The 20,334-nt window shown below is 56.1% G+C and carries 13 protein-coding genes and 1 pseudogene; all 14 read right to left on the reverse strand.

Annotation, left to right across the window (positions count from 1 at the left end; translation table 11 throughout):
- A partial coding sequence (locus ACQRD3_RS07575; protein ID WP_427780754.1) for a type IV secretory system conjugative DNA transfer family protein occupies positions 1-711 on the reverse strand: 711 nt, incomplete at its 3' end.
- Positions 712-714: 3 nt separating this feature from the next.
- A complete protein-coding gene (locus tag ACQRD3_RS07580; RefSeq protein ID WP_427780756.1) occupies positions 715-5,622 on the reverse strand; it encodes a SpaA isopeptide-forming pilin-related protein in 4,908 nt (1,635 codons plus the stop codon).
- An 85-nt stretch (positions 5,623-5,707) separates the two neighbouring features.
- Positions 5,708-6,526 (reverse strand): stalk domain-containing protein, encoded by an 819-nt coding sequence (locus ACQRD3_RS07585; RefSeq protein ID WP_427780757.1) that lies wholly within the window; start codon positions 6,524-6,526, stop codon positions 5,708-5,710.
- A gap of 95 nt (positions 6,527-6,621) precedes the next feature.
- Positions 6,622-7,929: an ATP-binding protein gene (locus ACQRD3_RS07590; protein WP_427780759.1), complete on the reverse strand. Its 1,308-nt coding sequence runs from the start codon at positions 7,927-7,929 to the stop codon at positions 6,622-6,624.
- 109 nt (positions 7,930-8,038) lie between these two features.
- Complete coding sequence (locus tag ACQRD3_RS07595; protein WP_427780761.1) at positions 8,039-8,821, reverse strand: class D sortase; 783 nt, start codon at positions 8,819-8,821, stop codon at positions 8,039-8,041.
- Positions 8,818-9,759, reverse strand: coding sequence for a hypothetical protein (locus tag ACQRD3_RS07600; protein ID WP_427780763.1), 942 nt, complete (start codon positions 9,757-9,759; stop codon positions 8,818-8,820). The genes ACQRD3_RS07595 and ACQRD3_RS07600 overlap by 4 nt, the downstream gene beginning before the upstream one ends.
- A gap of 16 nt (positions 9,760-9,775) precedes the next feature.
- Complete coding sequence (locus ACQRD3_RS07605; protein WP_302642797.1) at positions 9,776-10,657, reverse strand: hypothetical protein; 882 nt, start codon at positions 10,655-10,657, stop codon at positions 9,776-9,778.
- A gap of 26 nt (positions 10,658-10,683) precedes the next feature.
- Positions 10,684-11,295, reverse strand: coding sequence for a PcfB family protein (locus tag ACQRD3_RS07610; protein ID WP_427780765.1), 612 nt, complete (start codon positions 11,293-11,295; stop codon positions 10,684-10,686).
- The gene (locus ACQRD3_RS07615) at positions 11,270-12,643 is read right to left on the reverse strand and encodes a relaxase/mobilization nuclease domain-containing protein (RefSeq protein WP_427780767.1); all 1,374 of its coding nucleotides are present in this window, start codon (positions 12,641-12,643) and stop codon (positions 11,270-11,272) included. Before ACQRD3_RS07615 ends, ACQRD3_RS07610 begins: the two co-directional genes overlap by 26 nt.
- Positions 12,619-12,927, reverse strand: a complete 309-nt coding sequence (locus ACQRD3_RS07620; RefSeq protein WP_427780769.1) for a MobC family plasmid mobilization relaxosome protein — start codon at positions 12,925-12,927, stop codon at positions 12,619-12,621. The genes ACQRD3_RS07615 and ACQRD3_RS07620 overlap by 25 nt, the downstream gene beginning before the upstream one ends.
- Positions 12,928-13,065: 138 nt before the next feature.
- Positions 13,066-14,022 carry a DUF3991 domain-containing protein gene (locus tag ACQRD3_RS07625; RefSeq protein WP_427780770.1) on the reverse strand — a complete coding sequence of 319 codons (957 nt, stop codon included), beginning with the start codon at positions 14,020-14,022 and terminating at the stop codon, positions 13,066-13,068.
- Positions 14,023-14,048: 26 nt separating this feature from the next.
- Complete coding sequence (locus tag ACQRD3_RS07630) at positions 14,049-14,363, reverse strand: hypothetical protein (RefSeq protein ID WP_337676120.1); 315 nt, start codon at positions 14,361-14,363, stop codon at positions 14,049-14,051.
- Positions 14,364-14,376: 13 nt separating this feature from the next.
- On the reverse strand, positions 14,377-14,784 hold the full coding sequence (locus ACQRD3_RS07635; protein ID WP_374737250.1) for a hypothetical protein: 408 nt from the start codon (positions 14,782-14,784) through the stop codon (positions 14,377-14,379).
- A 24-nt stretch (positions 14,785-14,808) separates the two neighbouring features.
- Positions 14,809-19,581, reverse strand: a pseudogene (locus tag ACQRD3_RS07640) (DEAD/DEAH box helicase family protein); the annotation flags it as partial.
- Between the last annotated feature and the right edge of the window lie 753 nt (positions 19,582-20,334).

Below are 20,334 nucleotides of genomic sequence, written 5' to 3' on the forward strand. Positions count from 1 at the left end.
CTCCCAGAAAGGGTCGTTGCTGGAGGCGTTGCGGGGCGTGGTATTTTTGATGAGGTTATCAATGAGGGTCAGCACATCTTTTTCGCTGTGAATGTAGGAAAAGGGGTTGTATCCGTCGGACTGGCTGGGGTCGATCAGGTTGAACACCCGGACTTCATAGCCCTGCGCTGCCAGCAAAGCGCCTGCCGCACGCAGCAGCTCCCCCTTGGGATCTGTGATAAGATAGGAGCAATTCGCACTGTAAATATTGGGTTTGCAGAAAAAACGGGTCTTGCCGGAGCCGGAGCCGCCCACCACCAGAACATTCATGTTGCGCTGGGTGATGTAGCCGTCCATACCCAACCGGATGCGCTGGGTCAAAATAATGTTGGCGTCCTTATGCTGGTGATCCATATACTTCCGGTTCAGTTCCTTGGGATTGCCCCATTTAGCGCTGCCGTATTCCTCGCCCGGTCGTCGGTTCTCCCGGCTGGAGTAGTAAAGTGCGACGCCACAGCCGTAGAGCAGCAGGCTCCCCAGCATACATTTCAGTGTGTAGGGCGTCCAGCCAATGGCAAAGGGGCGCTCCAGCACTTGGCTGAAACGCCCCATCCATTGAAAGAGGTTCATACCGTCCTCGTAGGCATAGGCGGCGATTGCCGCCAGCCAGAGAACCAACGGGGAAAGCGCCGCCCACACAGGGGCGGCGCTGCGAAAGTCATTCTGCCGCAAGGCTTAGTACCCCGTCTTGGGCAGCTTCACCGTTGTTTTGGTGTAGACGGTGGTGAGCCAGCGGGACACTGCCTGAATCCACTTCCCGTTGTAAAGGCCACCCACATCCGCCACATTCACAATGCCGGAGTTGTTGGCAAGACCGCTGCGGGCGGCGGCGTAGATATAAGGCGTTTCTACCTGTGCAAAGCCCGCCTTTACATTTCCGAATACGAACATGACTTCGGTGACGCGCTCATTGGCGGCAAGGCCGAGGACAGCGGGGCGGGCGTCCAATACATAAACCTTGCTGGTGGAGAGATTATCCGCCAAAGTGCGGTAGTCCCCGGAGAGGTTGGTCTTATAGACCACCTTGTAGGAAAGCGGCTGATTGTAGCTACCGGTGACGATTTTGCTCAGCGTCACCTGCGCGGGAAGCTGATCGCGCCAATAGAAGGAGTCGAGGGCAACGTTGGAGCTGTTCTTGATCTGTGAGAACACGTAGCGAATCGGCTGACCGGGGACAGCCTGCACAGGGCCGGTTTTCTTAATGGATACGCCGGTGGAAACGCTGGTATTCTGCACTTCAAAGGTGACGATCTGTCTGTTGAATTCCAGATAGGCGGTCATCACTGTGGGATTGATGGAGTAATTTGCGGGCGCTTTGATCTCACGGACCGTATAGCGGGACAACGGCAGCGTTTTGGAAACGGCACGTCCGTTGCGGTCCGATTTGATGGTGTCCACCACATTGCCAGCTTTGTCATAGATTTCAAATACCGCACCCTCCAGCAGCGTCCCGGCAGGCAGGCCATTGGTGGCGTTATCGTCTGCGGATTTCTTGATGATCTGGATCTGGCCGCACTCCGCGGTATTGCTCCACTCGATTTCTGTGGTGGAGCCGTAGCGGACATAGATGGTTTTCAGTTCCGGGTCCAGCACATATCCGGTGGCCGCTTTGATCTCACGCAGATAATAGCGGCCATCGGCCAGTCCCTCGTCGGCGTAGATGTAGCCGTCCTGATCGGTCACAGACTCCCCGATGGGATTGTGATTGCTGTCGTAAAGCAGGAACACTGCGCCGTAAATCCCCTTGCCGGTGGCCTTGTCCACCTTGTGGAGCAGGATTCGGGAGGTAGGGGCGTTATAGAACCAAAGCTGCTGCGTATCGTTGGCGCGGACCTCGATGGTCTGACTGCGGGAGGCATCGTCAATGCGATACCCCTTGATGGTTTCCACCTCGGTCACAACCACCGTTCCGGTGATGCCGCTGAGAATGATCTGGCCGTTTTTGTCCGTTCGGTACAAGCCCTTGCTGGAAAGTGCGCCGTTATCCACGAAGCTGCCGTCGGAATAGGTGATTTGGAACAGCACACCCTCCAGCGGCGTTTTCTTATCCGCGCTGGACAGCTTATTGATAATAAGGGAGCCCTGCGGCTGATTGCGGAACTCCAGCGTCACGGTCTGGCCTGCCTTGATGGTTGCGGTCTGCGGGGCGTCGTCCAGCAGATAGCCGTCCCTTGCGCGGGTTTCCTTTACTACCAGCGTCGTGCCGGGAGTGATGTCCGTAATCGTGAAAGTACCTGCGCTGTCCGTCACATATTTGCCGTTGGCATCGCCCACCACCGTTCCGTCTGCGGTCGTCACCATAAATTCCACATTGGAAAGGGGCTTATGGGTCGCGCTGTCGATCTTCTTCACCAGCAGGCTGCCCTTGGGAGAATTTCCAAAATAGAGCTGCACCACATCCTGTTGCTTGCCGCTGATATAGGCCGTCTGCGGTGCGGAGTCGATCACATGGCCGCTGTCGCTGGAGAGTTCTTCGACGATATAAGTGCCTTCTTTCAGCCCCGTCACGGTAAAGCTGCCGTTGGCCGAGGTCTTGTAGGTGCCGATAACCGTACCGCCTGTGCCGGAGGTGCCGGTCAGATACTTCACCTGAAACACAGCGCCCTGCACCGCTGCACCCGTCACGCTGTCGTACTTCCACACGACGAGGGCAGAAAGCGGAATGTTTTCAAAGGTCAGCACTTTACCGGTGCCGGACTTGATGTAGACCTCCTGCGTGGCCTCCTTGATGGCGTACCCCGTGGGCGGCTCCTGCTCCGTTACCTTGTACCAGCCGTCCCGCAAACCGGTGAGCCGGAACTGGCCATTCTCGCCGGTGTAGTAGGTGCCAAGGTCATTGATCTCGCCGCTGCCGGTATTGTTGCTGGCGTAGGTAACATGGAATTTCGCGCCCGGCAAGGGATCGCCGGTCACGCTGTCTACCTTTTTGACGGTCAGTGCGGGCTTCTGATGGTTTTCAAAATAAACGGTGTGGTCGCGGTTAGGGTAGAGGGTGGCAAGCTGAGAGGGCGCGTCCAGCAGATACGGCGACGGCACGGACTTCTCCGTAATTTCGTACACGCCGGGGAGCAGATTCTTCAGCTCCGCCTTGCCCTCACTGTCCGTTTTGATCTGATCAACGCTGTGACCATCTGCGGCGCGGACTTCAAACACAGTGTCCGCAATCGGCTCGCCGGTATCGGCGTCGTGCTTGTAGACAGTCAGGTTGGGGCGCTTCTGGTTTTCGATGGTCAGAGTGCTGGTTCGGCCTGCGAACAGCTCCATGTGATACTCCCGCAGGTCGAGAATGTGAGAGGAATCCGTGGCAGTTTCCCGCACGGAGTACACGCCGGGCTCCAAATCGGCAATCAGAATCTCACCCTGTTCATTGGTGGTGCGGTCAAGATAATGTGTTCCGTCTTCGATCTTGGCGATACGGAAATGTACATTTTTCAGGCGGCTACCGTCTGCGCTGGTCTTAATGATCTGCAACGAGGGCTTGATGGTATTGGTGAATACGAACTGTGCGTCCTCATTGGCGTCAAGCTGGATGATACGCTGGGCCTGGTCGATGATATAGCCCTCACAGGCTTTTTCCGTCACCACATACGCGCCAGTGGGCAGCTTGGAAAGGTCGATCTCGCCGTTCTGGTCGGTGGTAAATTCCTTGGGGCCGTAGTCACCAGCCACGGACTTAATTTCAAAAACTGCGTTGGGGATCACCTTGCTGGGATCGGTGCTGTCTACCTTGATGAGCCGCATACCGGGCTTCACATCATTGAAGAACAGCAGCTCCTTGATGCCGTCGCCGGCAGACAGCTCCACCTCCTGCGGCGTAGTGTCGAGGATATGCCCATCGCTACCGGTATCCACCTCCACGGCACGGTAGGTGCCGGGGGCAGCATTGGTCAGCAGAATTTCACCGAACTCGTCCGTGCGGAATTTGCCGAGAGAAACGCTGTCTTGGAAAATTTCAAAGGTGACATTGGCCATTGCCACCATGTTCTTGCGGTCATACTTGATGATCCGCAGACCGGGCAGTTCCTTGTTCACGAGAGAAAAGGTCGTCGTTTCGCCGGTGGCCACGGAAGCCGTATAGGTGGCGTCGTCCTTCAGCCAGCCGGTGGGCGCGGTGATCTCCTTGATCTCGTAAGCACCGGGCTTGATGTTGTCAAAGATGGCATAGCCCGCAAAATTGGTTTCAGCGGTGTAGGTCACGCCGCTCTCGATGTGCTTGATCTGCACCATGGCACCGGGCAGGTGCGCCCCGGTGTCGGACAGCTTCTCGATGCGAAGCGTTCCGTAAGACTCGTTCCAGCAGGTCAGCTCCGCCACCTTGCCATACTCAACCTTGATATTCTGTGCGGGCGTATCACTGAGTAGGTGATCCAAAGGCGCTACACGCTCATACACGGTGTAGTTGCCCGCCAGCGTCAGAGGGATGGTCACGGTGCCGTCCGAGCCGGTGGCGAAGGTGCCGACGGTGGCTCCGTCGGGATCGACCACCTCAAAAATAGCGCCGCTGAGAGGGGTATCCGTACCCTTTTCCAGCTTGATGAGCTTCAGACCGGTGTCGGGCTCTTCGGGCTTTTCCCCGTCGCTGAAATTGCTGTATGCGGACAGGCGCATGGTGACGGTAGGATCGGTATCGCACATATAGTTCTGGAGCTGGCCGTATTTGTTCTGCTCCGCGCACACAGCATAAAACACAGCATACTTATAAACATCAGTGGTAAAAGAAAGCTGGACGCTGCCGGTCTTGCCCGCCACCTCAGCGGCAGGGTACAGCACCTTGAATTTACCGCCGTAGCCATCCCCGGTGCCGGAGGTGGTGATGGTGGTAATATCCTTGTTGTTCATGTCCACAATGCGCGCTCCTGCGGGGACGGAGGCGGGATCAGAGAAGGCCACGCGGATGGCGTAATTGCACACCCATGTGTCAGAGTGAATTGTAAACACCTGCTGCTTGTACTGCTGCCCGTCCACCGTGACGGCATAGGCGGTGTCCCGGTCAGGGGTAGCGGTAACGCGGGGCGAGTAGACCTTGTTCCATGCCGTACCGCGCACATAGATGTCCTTGGCTGCGGCAAGGATGGCCTGTGCCCGCTGAAGCTCTTTTCCTGTGAGATTGGGATTGACCTTCAGGTTGTTGATGTTCCAGTTGGGGAGCAGGTAGCACCACAGCGCCATCTTGGTCGCATAGTAGGCGTGGTACTTGTTCTCCAGCTTCAGTTCCGATAAGCCGCGGGTAGGATAGCCGTTGGCGATGATACCCATGACCTTTGGATCGCTGCCCTTTTCCTTGGCGATGTATTTGATACTCTCGCCGGGGCCAACAGTCTGCGGGACGCCCTTGGTGTTGGGGTTGACGCAGTACGCGGGGATCTCCTTTGTCCTGCCGTTGCTGTCCACATAATTAAAATAGGTATAGATCAGCTCACGGATGCGGCCATTGATGGAGAGATAGGAGAGCTTCTGTTCTCCGTTGTAGATATTGACTTCGCCCAGGGCTTCCTCCTCACTGCTGGCGGCAAGGGCCGTGGCCGGGAGCATCCCCAGCACCATTACCAGTGCAAGGAGCATGGAAACCAATCGTTTTTTCATGTGCATTTTCTCCTTTTATTGATTTTGGGAAACAGAAAAGGCGGTATGCTTTTGCATACCGCCCGCGCGTTGAGATATGAAGTTGTCAGCTCACATAGATGCTGTACTCAGTGTATTGAAACACGCCGTTTTTGTAGACATTCCATGCCTCCATAGAGTAAGTCCCCGGCGGGCAGGAATTGAATAGCCCTGTGATCTGCTCCGAGCGCCACGGCCAAAAGCTCTGCGGCGTGACATCTGTGGGAATGGTCAGGTTGATCTTCACCTTGTCATTTCCGCTGGGGAATTTCACCGGCTGGCCGTTCTGCCATGTTTCCGGGTTGCCCCCGATGGCATTATACAAGGTATAGAGCATCCGGCATGTTTCGTAGAGATTGCGCTGGAATAGGTAGTCCTGCCCGCCGCTGGTGAAGTGACGCGCCTCCGCTCTCGGCATTTCCGGTTGGGGCAGCTTGCTCCAGTCACAGGTGGCGGCAGGCAGTTCTCCCAGCGGTGCGCTGGAAAAGGCGTTGTTGTTCCAGCGGGACACATCTTTAATAGTGTAGTCCGTGCCATCGTCGCAGCGGATCACATCACCCACCTTGGGAACATACCGGGAACCGTCTGTGGGTGCTGCGGCAGTCTGCTGGGGTGCGGTTCCGGTGTAGGGCTTTCCGCTTTCCACCTGCACACAGCCGTTAACGCTGTCCCAATAAACATTGAAACCGACCTGTTCGCCAATGTCCCGCAGCTTCACATAGTTGTTGCCGTTGATGACATAGGCTTCCATCTGTACTTCCCGTCCATCGACAAATACGCGATGGGTACTGCGCTCGGCCATGATCCCGGCAGCATACGCCGTGGTAGTGACGCCAGCCAACAGCAGGCAGGTAAGAAAACCGGCTGCAAAACTTCCTCGCTTCATGGTGTGTACCTCCATATCCTTTGATGGCTTCATGGTATCGCGGATACCGCCGTGTGTCAAAAAATCCGCCCTGATTTTTCAGAGCGGATTTTTAGTTACACTTCGCTGAGCAGGAAGTCCAGCGCCTTTACGATTTTGATACCGTCCACGTCGCTGATAAGGTCGCAGTCCATGGCAATCACGATCTTCTCGTAATTGTCCTGCACAGCTTGCAGCGGCGCAAGCTCCCGTGCGCGGGTTTCGGGGGCGTTCATGTTGTCAGTGACTTGGATATACTTTTTCTCATTCATCTTTGTTGCGATGAAGTCGATCTCCTTTTCACCAACCTTGCCGATGGCCACCTCATAACCACGCCGCAGCAGTTCAAAATAAACGATGTTTTCCAGAATGTGTCCCACATCGCCGCCCCGGTTTCCTAACAGGTAGGTGCGGAGGCCGGGATCGACGATATAGTATTTGCCCAACGTCCGCAGGTAGTCCTTTCCCTTGATGTCAAACCGCTTGACCTCATAAAAGATATAGGACTCCAACAGTGCGTCGATATAGGCGGAGATAGTCTGCACCGCAGGCTTGGTCTTTCTGCCATCGTCCAACAGGCCCTCGCTGACAAGGGTGCGCCCGATGGACGCAGCCGAGGTGTTGTTGCCGATGTTGTCAGCCAGAAACAGAATAATCTTGCGAAGCAGCAGCGCGTCGGTGACGGCCCGCTGTTCTTTCCGTTTGCCGCGCTCCAGAATGTCCCGCACGACCACAGCGGAATAAATGCCATCCAGCAGCATATTGGCGCGCTCCTGATCCAGCTCCGCCTCGGCCAGTGCGGGCATACCGCCAAACTGTGCGTAGGCTTCAAACAGGTCGCGCAGCTCATACGCTTCGCCGTCTTTTCCCTTGGCGCGCTGTTTCATAGTGCCGTTGGGGGCTTTGTACTCCTCCAGCAAATAGCCGTGGAAGTCCAAAAACTCACGGAAGGACAGCGGCAGCATCTTGATCTCCACATAGCGCCCGGACAGATACGTGGACAGTTCGGAGGACAGCAGGTAGGCATTGGAGCCGGTCACATAAATGTCGCAATCCAGATCCACACGGAAGGAATTCACGGCATCCTGCCAGTCCCGAACCTTCTGCACCTCGTCTAAAAACAGGTAAAGCCGCTTACCCTTGAGGGCTCGTTCCATCACATACTGATACAGCCGCTTGCTGTCCATGTCTGCAAACTGCATGGACTCAAAGTTCATTGAGAGGATCTGTTCCTCCATGACGCCCTGTTCCCGCAGATGCGCCATCATCAATTTCAGCAGGCTGGATTTGCCGCAGCGCCGGATTCCGGTCACGACCTTGATGATCTCCATATCCTGAACGGAAATGAGCTTATCAAGGTACTGCGATCTGTTTTTTAACTCCATGATTCTGTCACCACCTTTGTCAGCCATTATATCACCCCCTTTGCGTCAAGTAAAGTTTTTAATATCAATGTGAATAACTTTTTTCTTGTCGGAATTATTCACATCAATACTACTTCTGTCGAGCCTGCACACACCAGCGGTAATCCGGCTGATTCATCACGCAGGTGACAAGGGTGATGATGTTCTCTGTGCTGTCGCTCAGGACGCTGGTATCATCCACGCCGATTTTACTGACGGAGTACACCTCATAGCTGCGTGTGCCGAGCTGGGTGGTCAGCTTGATGGTGTCCCCAATGTCAAGGGTGTGGATCTTTCCGAAGTGGTTATTGACGCCGCGATTGTGGCCCGCGATAGCCACATTGCCCTCCCAAATGGAAGTGTTGGCAAAATGACCCGCGCCCTTGCGGAGTGCGTCCGCGTCCGTCCCCTGATACACCTTGACAGACAGACCGAGGGTGGGGATTTTCAGTGTACCGAGGTAGCCGCCGCTGTAATAGAGGTATTTCGTGACCGCGGTGTACTTTACCGGCGTGTAGGAGCCGGCATTTCCGCTGCTACTGCCCGAAGTCGTAGGCGGCAGGACGGTCACACCGCCTGTGCCGCTGACCGTTCCCGTGGGCGAGCCGCCCACAAGGTTTGGCGTCAGCAGCTCCCCGGCATTCAGCGTATAAGAGGTAGGCGAGCCAAAAGCAGGCGGGATGTAGGCGGCGTCCTTGCTGCGGTTCGTATTGACGGATTCAGCCGCAGTGACATAAATGGTATCGTCACAGGTGGGGCGTCCGAACAGTCCTGCGTCCGGGCCGTCAAAGTGATATTCCAATGCCGATGCAGGCATGGAAAAAGCCGCCAGCATGCAGCAGGCGGCCAGCAGCGTGGTCAGATATTTTTTCATGCGGCGTACCCTCTTTTCTTATTGATGTAGTGCTTGTAGCCTTTGTAACCGGCGTAGCCGCAGCCGCCCAGCGCCGCAGCACCCACGGGGATCAGCAGCCACAGCCAGTTAAAATCAACGCCGCTCTTTGCCGATGCCGCAGCACCGACGCTGGAAAAGACAGCGGTATAGATCACCGTATCACAGCTTGTGCGGGTGACATCACCCTTATAGTCTGCCGTGACGGTGTAGCCGATGGCGTATTTGCTGGTGGCGGTGCCGGTGTAGCTTGCCACGGCGGTATAGCGAATGGGAATGTCATAGCCGTCCGTGGGATCGACAGCTGCCTCCTGCCAGCTCACATCGGCAAGCGTCAGAGTGCGGCCATTTTCGTTCACGGACTTAGGAACAAGGGACACATCCGCGTCTGAGAGGTTGGGATAGGTGCGCTCCGCCGTCACCGTGCGGCTGCTGGTCCCATAGCCCGCTGCCTCCACCTGAATGGTGGTGTGGTCAAGGGACAGGACACCCTCATAGCCGTCCTCGGTCTTGACCTCCAGCTTCGACTCCAGCATTTTCAGAATTTCCGCCATGTCCTTGGTCTTGCTCTCCAGCGTGACCACTTCGATATGTTCCCGCGTGTCAGTTTCTGTCTGGTCATTTTTCAGCAAATCAAGGAGCGTATAGGTGCGACCCTCGCGCTCAAAGTCAGCGGTGGGGATCGTAGCGGGATCGTCCTTTGCGGTCAGGTAGTAGACCTTTTCTAATCGGTACACACCGTTTTCCTCGCTGGCTCTGACCTCGGCAGGATAGGCGGAAATGCTGGGGAGCGTATCTGCGGCAGAAATCATCGTGGATACCGTATCGGCTTCTGTCATGGGTTCTGCGGCCAGCACCGCGACGCTCATGCTGCACAGCATCAGCGCCGCGCAGAGAGCAAATGCAACTTTCTTTTTCACGCTTCGTCCTCCTTCCTCAGCGAACGGGCCGATTCTGCTCCGGTTGCTTGCGCTCCTGCGGAGAGATCTCACGCTGAATGTCATTTTGCAGCTTGCGGAAATACTTTTGCAGGCTGTCCACCACGCCGCGGCGATCCTGCACCTCCATACCGTCAAACACCTGCCCCACACGGCTCACATCGGGCTGCGGGGTCTCCACGCCGAAATTGCGGCAGAGCATATAGCTGACGCTCTCGGCGTCCATGGCGCAGTCCTCGCGGGTATAGTAGGGATAGCGTCCGTGGTCATGGATACCGGCGTGGACGATCTCACGGGAGAGCGCCGCAAAGATCTTGCTGTCGATCAGGCGGCTGGATACCGTAATGCTCTGCGTCTTAGGATCATAAACGGCGTCCTGATACATGGTGCTGCTGGTGACCACGGGAACGGGGGAGCTGTCCAGCAATCGGCGCAGGGCGGCGTCCATTTCCGGTGTATTGTCTTTCAGGCTCAGCGCCGGAACACCGGCCTTGCCGTGGGTCTGGGAAATATCGAACACACGCCCGATCTTATAGCCGTGATACTCCCTTCCGTCCTTCACGTAGGTATCCGACACGCGGATCTTCATGCCGTTCTCGTCACGGTTGACGCTGCGCCCCAGCCGGTTCCACACCTCCAGGCTGTTGATGTAGGTGATCTCCGGGTTCTGCGCCATCGCCAGCATCACATTGGACGCGCTGTATCGCGGGTTGATGGCCTGCGTGTCCAGATAGTGCAGATAGGCGTCGGGTTCACTGGTGACGCGCATGACCGCATCATCGGATAGCTGTCCCAATTCCTCGCGCTCCGCTGTTTTCTTTGCCTTCCAGTCCTCGTCGCGCTGCTGCTTCTGCTGAATCAAATCGTCTAACTTTGCCATGTTCGTTTCTCCTTTTCGAAATCAATTTATTCCCGCGTGGGCATAGCCTTTTGAATGGCTTCCCGCACGGTGTCCTTGGTAGGGGCCGTGCCATCCCGTTCTGCCGCGGCTTGCAGTGCCATCAGGCGGCTGCGGACAGAGGGGCGGGTGTCAGCTTTCCCCATAGCCGGTGCCGTAGACGCTCTCGCACCAGTCCCGCGCTCGGTCGAGTTGCTCTCGGACGGAGCGCGGGCGTTCTCTTTTTTTGCGGCAGTATCCTCCTTCACAGGCGCAGGATAGCCCATGCGTTCAAAAATGCGGTTGATCTGCTTGGCGTCCCTGGCCTTCGCCATAATTTCTACCGTCCCCGTTTTTTCCACCTTATTGACGATGGGGTAAAACAGGACACCGTAACGTTTGGCTTCCATCTGAAAGCCCTTCAAGTCCTCCTGCTTGACGGAAAAGATCGTCAGCTCCTCGCCGTCGTGGATCAGGCGCTTGAGGTTGGTCTTGCCAGCGAGCTTCTGATTGTCGTTGGCAAGGGCAATCAGCAAGGCGGCAAGATTTTTCGCCCCCAGCCCTGCCAGCTTAAGGGCACTCTCGGTGATCTGGATGCCCTCACGCACCATCAGGTCAGCGGTTTCGCCACTGGTACTCATGTTCGTGTTCCTCCTTGTTCTTTAGATTTTTCTGCCGTTCAGCCTGCGCCTGCTGGCACTGCTGGGATACCCTCGGAATGTCTGCCTGTATCCTGCGGCACAGACGCAGCTCCCCGCGCTTTTCACGCAGGGCGGCAGTCTGCTGTTGGATCTCCGTGCTGTACTTGGCCTGTGCTTCTTCATCGCTGGTGTTCCTCCTTTCCTGATAAAGTGGTTTTCTCTGCTCCTCCAACAAGCGAATGTCCCACTCCAGCACACGGATACGCTGCTCCAGCTCTGCTGCCGTGGTGATTTTGCTTGATAAAAGGTATTTGAATTGCTGCTCATACCGCTCCAAATGAATGACCTCCCGCTTGACGGAGAAGGGCAGCTTGGGCGGTAGCTTTTTCCGCCTGTTTCCCCGCAGCAGGTAGAGGTAGCGGAGATATAGGGCGTGAAAGCCGATGATTTTCTTTTTTCGGACGGTGGCCAGCTTGCCCTTTATTCGGTAACGCTTGACGGCATGGGTGACGGTCGGCGGGGTCATGCCGCCGTGCCGTTGGCGGGAGAGCCGCAGCAGAATATCCGCTTCGGTGTAGCCCTTGCCCAAACTGTCCAGACGGATCGCCCGCTTTGCGCCGGGTGGCTTAACCGTTGTGTATTTCCGATTGGGGTTGCGCCGCACCTCGTAGCCGTTTCGTCGCAGGAGCATGAGAAAGGAATCGTAGGTGTAGGCTTGCCCAATGATCGTGTCAATGTCGGCGCGGATGATGCCGCGCACGGTGGGCTTGCCGCCCTGCTCCGCCTTCCACTCGGCGTAATGCTTGCCCTTGCCCTGCGGGGCAATGACGGATAGGTCATTCTCCCGGCACAGTGCGTCTGAGGTACCGCGCACATCGTTGTAGTAGCTCTCCGGGCTGGAATGGTATTTCTGTCCGTCTATACAGGACACAGAATTGACCACCAGATGATTATGCAGGTGGTGCTTATTCAAATGGGTGCTGATAACGACCTCATACCGTTTTCCAAACAACCGCTTGGCAAATTCCAGCCCGACAGCGTGTGCCTGCTCTGGTGTGACCTCCCCCGGCTGAAAGGACTGGATAAAGTGATAGCCGAGGACGCCGCCCATTTTGCCAAACTGCTGTTTGGTTTCCATCATTTCAGAAAGAGCGGTGTCCACGCTGCTGCAATTCAACGCAGAAGTGAAAAAGAATTGCTCTGTCTTTTCGGGATTGGAAATATAGGTGATGCTGGACGCCAGCGAGGTTTTCTCTCCATCGGTGATGTAGCGTACACGGTCATCTAACCGGACGCGAATGGCAAAAACTTTGGTGACAGCCACTACCCCCGCTTCACCGCCCTCCACAATGCCGCTTGCATTTCCATGATGTTTTGAATGTCCTCCTTGCGGACATAGCCGGAGGCATTGGCAACTTTAGCGATTTGGTTGATGTTCGTACCGATGCCGGAAAGCTGACGCAGCAGCTCCGGCAGTTCATCAGGCGGACGGGGACGCAGGTTCACGCCCATGATAAGCCGCCGAATCGCAGGTTCCATTTTCAAGCCGCTGTCCTTGGATAGCTGTTTGACATGGGCGTATTCATCAGCGGTCAGGCGAACGGTGATCTGCTTGACATTGTTGCGTTTCATAGAGGCTCCTTTCCTGTTGAAGTGGGGATATTAAGGGGTTTACCCCTTAACAAGCGCATTTTGATGTCAAAATGCTATGCTTGCGACTGCAAAGCAGCCGCAGGCCGCTTGCAGTCCTAAACCAGCCGAAAAAGAAAATCAGCGCGCCTCGCCGCCACGGGTCTTTACTCTGCCGCTGATCCCTTTCACCATCTGGAGCTGGTCGTTGTAGTCCTTTCCGCGGCGGGGTGGGTTGTCGATGACCTCATACTCGGAAAGTCTCTTTTGAATGGCCGCAGACGCCGCCCGTCCCGGCCCGTCGTTATCCAGACACAGCACGATCCGCGCCACGCCGGGGTTGTCCTTCAGGTATTGCTCCAGCGCCGCGGGGAATCGGATCGAGCCATTCTTCCGCGGCTGATAGACGCCGGAGAGGGACAGCGTATTGGCGGCGCGCCAATCCTGCCCGCGTAGCTTCAGCAGCGTCAGGTAAGAAAGGGCGTCTATGGCGGATTCAAACACGCAGAGGGTTTTGCCGCCGGCGCAAAGGGGAACGGCAAAGGAAAACCGCTTATCGCTGCCGGGGACTTCACCGACGAAGGTGGTTTCTGAGAGCGTCCCACGTAGTGCGCCGTAGGCAGGGGTTCCATGTTCATAACCCACAAATACGCAGTTATGACGCTCGGCGTCCTCGTAAAGCTGCCCATGCTTGATGCAGTGGTTGATGATCTCCGCGTCAACGCCCCGGCTCCGCAGATATGCAAAAACACGCCGGGTGTCGGCGTGTTTGGGTGGGAGGGTAAATTCAGTTTTCGGGAGCGGTGCGGTCGGCTCTGATTTGGGCGGCACATGGAGCGGTTCTCCGAGAATACGCTGCACGGCATCCAGAAAGGAAAGTCCCTCCACGCGGGTCAGATAGTCCAGTGCATTTGTGCCGCCGATACCACGCGACCACCAGCACCATTTTCCATTGGAGATTTTTAGGCTGTCGTGGGTGCGGGTGGCATAGGTGTCTCCGCCGATATGGACCAGCTCTTCCGGTTCAAACCGCCGCAGGTAGGTCAGCAGGTCCATCTCGCGGGCGGCAGCGATCTGTTCCTTAGATAGGTAGGGCATGGCACTCACCTCCCAGCGATCTTTTCTCAGTCCTCTGGATAAAGAATAGAATCAGCACATTTTTGATATGGGTAGTTAAAAACATCCTTGTGATGTAGCAAATAGTTCTGGATATACTCATAGAAATTTTCAACTGCATACAGCTTTTCGATTTCTGCTTGGCTCAGTCTCCGTGCTCTCAGGTACTCTGTCATCTCGTCTTGCAGAACATATAGATGCGCGTATTTATCAATACGGACTTTCTGATCGGTAATTCCTTCTTTACCAATGATCTTGTAGAGTTCTTCGCGTTCTTTCCTCAATTTTGCGTATAGGTCATTTTCTGTAATTTTCTTGTTCATGTGCAGTCCCTTTCTATCGTGCCAAACCCGCCCGCATCCGGTGGGCGTAATTGGCGACGCTGTATCGTTTCATATAGGCGTTTTCGCTGGGGGCCGGACTGTCAAAGTCCAGCCCCTCCATACGGGGATCGTCGGTGCCGTCCAGCACCTCCTCCACCGGGATCACGCGAAGCCTGCCGGAGCATTTCAGCTCGCCGCCAAATACGCCAGCGGCACAGTGAAAGCCACGGTCACCGCACACCCAAAGCAGCTTCTTTCCTGCGGGAATATCGCCAAAGGGCTGCTTCAAAACAATAACGGAATGTGGTTCCGCACCGGCCACCTCATAGTAGCCGGACTGCTCCGCCTTTTCGTATGCCTGGATCAATTTCTTGAATTTGTGCTGCGGCTCGATATAGAGCCAGCTTTCCTGATAACCCATAATTTCCTCCGTTTTCTATTGGTTTTACCGCTCCAACTGCGGTCTGCGGCGCTCCGGCGGCCTTTGATCCTCGTCCGGCTCGGCGTCTACGATCTCCGGCTCCTTGTGGTCTAAATTCAGCAGGGTATTCAATTCCTCCAGCCGTGCCGTTTTGGTGTTCAGCTCTGCCTCGCGGGGAAACGGCTTTTGTACCTCTGCCTTTGCGGTTTCCAACTGCGTTTGCAGATTGGAAAGCTGCTCCCGGCAGGTTTGCTCCTTGATGGGCAGTCCCTCCAGTGCATTGTCCATGCGCTGCAAATTGCCGAACACATCGGTTCCCAGCGTGACCGTGTGGCGGAGCTGCCCGATCATGGTCAGGCGGTACTCCCGTGCGAAGGTATCAAAGGCCAGCTCCAGCGTCAGGCCGCGATAGCTGCCGATCTGTGTCGCCTCCGGGGAGAGCATCGTTTGGCACATGGTCAGCAGCGCCGCGCCCGCCTCTTTCTTGTCAGCGTAGGTGACGCCTGCCAGCGTAAGCGGAGAGAAACCGTCCGCGTTTGGGTGGGTATTTTCCTTGACCGTGGCAATATCCGCGCCATACCCGGCGATCCGCGCCTGCGTTTCCGCGATTTGTTTCGGAAAGCCCTTGCTGATGGCGTCCTCCAGCGCGTATTTCTGAGAAAGATGGTTGGCTTTCAGCAGCTTCAGCTTGGACACCTCAATGTCGAGATCCATCTTTTCCTTGATCATGGGGTTGCCGCTGGCCAGCGCCTTGATCTCGGCATAAGAAAGCGCCTGTTCGTCTACATCTTCGGCGGAGCGGACAGGCGATTTGCTGGTCATAATTTGGCTGATAAATTTCTGCTTGGATTCTACCAGCTGGTACAAATAGGCATCGAAGGTACCCTCGGTGACATAGCTGTAAATGTCCACCTCTGGGTTTTCGTTGCCCTGCCGGATAATGCGCCCCTCACGCTGCTGAAGGTCGGACGGACGCCACGGGCAGTCGAGATGGTGCAAGGCGATGAGCTTTTGCTGGCAGTTGGTGCCTGCTCCCATACGCTGGGTGCTGCCCAACAGGATACGCACCTGACCGCTCCGCACCTTGCCGAACAGGTCTTTCTTCTGTACCTCGCTCTTGGCGTTGTGGATGAAGGCGATCTCGTTTTCGGGAACGCCCAATTCCAGCAATTTCGCGCGAATATCATCATAAACGCTGAATGTGCCGTCATCCTTCGGTGTGCTGAGGTCGCAAAAGATCATTTGGGTGGAGCGTTGGTCTGCGGTGCGCCGCCAGATCTCAAACACATTCTCCGCGCACTTGGCGGCTTTGCTGTTGGGATCGCTGGGCAGCATGGGGTTGACGAGCCGCTGATCCAGCGCCAGCTTGCGGCCATCATTGGTGATAAGCAGCATATTGTCCACGCTGCTGTCCACCTGCCGGTTGCGGACCTTCTCGGCGCGCTCCGCCAGCGACGCCACGATCTCTTTCTGATACTCGGAGGGTTTCAGGGCGATGTTGTGGTAATGCGCCTCCGGCACGGGCAGCTTGAGCATATCCGCCGTCTGAATGTCCGCCACATTTTTGAATACGCTCATCAACTCCGGCAGGTTATAAAACTTGGCGAAGCGCGTCTTGGCCCGGTAGCCGGTTCCCTCCGGGGACAACTCGATTGCGGTGACGGTTTCCCCGTAGTTTGCCGCCCATGCGTCGAAGTGCTGTAAGCCCTGCTCCTCCAACGCCGACATCTGCAAGTAACGCTGGATGGTGTAAAGCTCCACCATGCTGTTGGAAATGGGGGTGCCGGTGGCAAAGACAATGCCGCGCCCTCCGGTGATCTCATCGAGGTAGCGGCACTTCATAAAGAGGTCTGAACTTTTCTGCGCCTCGGTCTGGGCAATACCGCCCACATTCCGCATTTTCGTGTAGAGAAAGAGGTTTTTGAAATAATGGCTCTCGTCGATGAAGATACGGTCAACGCCCAATTCCTCAAAGGTGACCACATCGTCCTTGCGGCTCTGGTCGTTCAGCTTGTCGATCTTGGCTTGCAGGCCCTTTTGGGTTTTCATCATCTGTTTGATCGTGAAGTTCTCCGCTTTTTCTCGCTTGGCTTCGGAAATGCCCATCATGATTTCGTCGATCTGCTGTTCAAGAATGGCCCGCTGGCGCTCTACGCTCATGGGGATCTTCTCAAACTGGCTATGCCCGATGATAACGGCATCGTAGTCGCCGGTGGCGATGCGCCCACAGAATTTCTTGCGGTTTTTGGTTTCAAAATCCTTGCGGGTGGCGACAAGAATATTGGCCGCAGGATAGAGCTGCAAAAACTCAGTGGCCCACTGCTCTGTCAGGTGGTTGGGCACCACAAAGAGAGATTTTTGACACAGGCCCAGCCGCTTTGACTCCATCGCCGCCGCGACCATTTCAAATGTCTTGCCGGCGCCCACTACATGAGCCAGCAAAGTATTTCCACCGTAGAGAATGTGGGCGATGGCGTTGACCTGGTGCTTGCGGAGCGTGATCTCCGGGTTCATGCCCGAAAAGCTGATGTGGCTGCCATCATACTCGCGGGGGCGGTTGCTGTTGAACAGGATATTGTAGGTCTTACAGATGGCTTCGCGTCGATCAGGGTCTTTCCAGATCCATTCGGCAAAGGCGTCTTTAATGAGTTCCTGCTTGCTCTGGGCGATGGCGGTTTCCTTCTTGTTGAGGACAGCGGTTTTCCTGCCATCGGCATCGTACACATAATCAAAAATACGGACATCCTTCAAATTCAAGGTGTCCTCAATGATCTCATAGGCGTTGATGCGCTTGGTGCCGTAGGTGCTGATGGCCTTCACATTGCCGCGATCATGGTTCTTGCCCTCAACGCGCCACTCGCCGGTGATGCTGGAGTAGTGGACTTTCATTTTGAAACGGGCGCTGCGGGGTGTATTCAGAGTATCGAAGATGAATTGGCGGACATATTCCGTATCCAGCCATGTCGCGCCCAGCCGGACGGAGATCTCGCTGGCGGTCAGGTCTACCGGCTGCACCTGTGCGAGTGCGTCGGCGTTGACCTGATACTGCGCGTCCTGCTCCGCCTTTGCCTTGGCAACCGCCCATTTCTGACGCACATTGCCGGAAAGGTATTCATCGGCAGGCAGGTACTTTTCATTTACGCCCTCGTTGTAGTCAGGGTTGAGAAATACCACGCCGGTCAACTCAGAAAACAGCGTTTCTTCATCCTTGCCGGTGAGTCTGCCCATATAGTCCATATCCACATGAGCCTTTTCGCCAATGGACAGCGCCAGCGCCTCCACCGCCGTGTCTACCTTTTCGGCGGGCTTGTGGCTGCGGATGGTGCGCTTGGTGAACAGGTCGGCCTTCCGTTTCAGGTTCCGGTCCTCGTCCAGAATTTCCAGTGAACACAGCAGGAAGTAGGAGCTGTCCTGATCGAAGGCAATGGCATTGCCACGGGAATTGATAAGGCCATATTTCCGGGTAAAAGCATCGTAGAGGGTATTCAGCTTGGCCTGCTGACCTTTGATTTCTTCTTCGGGATAGTCCTCGGTCTGATACTCCAGCAGCGTCCGCACACAGTCCCGCAGCTCGGTCATGCCCTTGATGCGGCTCTCAGCGGTCTTGGATACCTCCACCGGGTTCATGCGGCTGTTTTCCCGATAATAGATTTTGCCGTCCACCAGCGTGTAGGAGAAATTGCGGACGGTGGGGTCGGCTTCAATGGATTGGTCCTCGCCCTCCAGTTCTTCCTCCCGGTCATAGGCCGTGATCTCGCCGTGGATGTTCTGGATGGCGTTGGCAAGGAGACTTTCCAGCGGCTGATCTGGGAAGGGCGCGCAGGTCGGCTCCGGGCCATACGGCCCTGACACCATTTTCATCTCGCCCAGCACCATGTCCGGGTTGTCCACGAAGTAGCTGTTCATCTGGATACCGTCATCATTGGTTGCGAGGTGTACCCATTCTGGTTCTATGTCCACCATCCTGTCTCGCTTTTGCAGGAACAGAATATCCGAAACGACTTCCGTCCCTGCCGCAGCCTTGAACGCATTGTTGGGCAGACGAATGGCTCCCAGCAGCTCCGCCCGCTGTGCAATGTACTTCCGCACATTGGCGGTGCGCTTATCCATGGTAAAGCTGGAGGTCACAAAGGCGATGACGCCACCGGGGCGGACCTTATCCAGCGTCTTTGCGATGAAATACTCGTGGATGGACAGGTTCAGCCGGTCATACCGTTTGTCTGCCACCTTGAATTGGCCGAAAGGTACATTGCCAACGGCCACATCAAAGAAATTATCCGGGAAAGCGGTTTTCTCATAGCCCTGCACCGCAATGCCGGAGCGCTGATAGAGCTGGCGGGCCATGCGGCCGGAGAGATCGTCCAGCTCCACGCCGTAGAGCTTGCTGCCGCTCATATCTTCCGGCAGCATACCGAGGAAATTGCCGATGCCGCAGGACGGCTCCAAGATGTTCCCCTGTGTGAAGCCCATCTGCCCCAAGGCGGCATAGATGCTGCGGATGACCACAGGAGGCGTAAAGAACGCCGTCAGCGTGGATTCGCGGGCGGCGGCGTATTCGGCGTCCATCAGCAGGTCTTTCAGCTCGCTGTATCGCGGGTTCTTTTCATCGAAGAAGTCCGCCAGACCGCCCCAGCCCACATACTGTGCCAGCACCGTCTGTTCCTCCGCTGTGGCGGTGCGGTTCTCCGTCTCCACGGTTTTCAGGGTACGGATCGCGTCCAGATTGCGCTGAAAACGCTCCAGCGGTGCGCCCTCTCCGATGTGGTCATCGGTGATGCGGTAGTTGCTGCCGTTCGGGTCCAGCGGATAGGCAAGCGCGTTTTGCTTTTTCTTTTTCGGCTGGGTGAGTACCGCAGGCGGCTCGACCGGCTGCTCTGCGGCGGTGTCTTTGGCGCGCTCCACATAGAGCCATTCCGCCGCTTCCTTTTCGTTGACTGCCTTTCTGACCTGCTCCAGATAATCCTCAGCCTGCCACTCGCTGGGGAAGGTCTCACGGACGCCCTCGCTGCCAACATAAATTTCGTCCCGAATATCGTCCCAGACGGCGTAGCCGTCGTCCGTTTCGATCACGCTGAACCGCTCATAGGCGGGCGGCTGCTCTGCGGCAAGCCGTGCTGCATCCTCTGCGACCTGCTCCACAAAGCTGCGTTCCTGCTGAGGAGCATCATGCCGGTGGTTGAACAGGCTGAAAGTGCCGTCCACATACTCCGAAAGCCGATCCTTTGCGCGGCGGACGGAATCATAGAAACGGTCACTCTCGTCCGTCCCATCCAGCCGGGAGGTCAACGCCGCCAATATTTCCGCAGTCTTGCCCTTATCTTGCAGCTGCTCCTCGATCATGGGAATCGCATCGTAATAATCCGCACCCTTTGGATAGGGACGCGGAACATCGTCCGGCGCATTGTAAAAACCGTTGTAGACGATTCGAGCCAACTGCCCACGCTCATATTCCGGGATTTTGGCGATAGCGTCCTCACCGGGGAAGCGTTTCTGCGTAATGAGTTTTTGATATTCCTTGACCACATTGGAAATGGTCAGTTTGACCTCGGC

The organism is Candidatus Pseudoscillospira sp. SGI.172, from assembly GCF_050313575.1.
Lineage (GTDB): Bacteria > Bacillota > Clostridia > Oscillospirales > Oscillospiraceae > Vermiculatibacterium.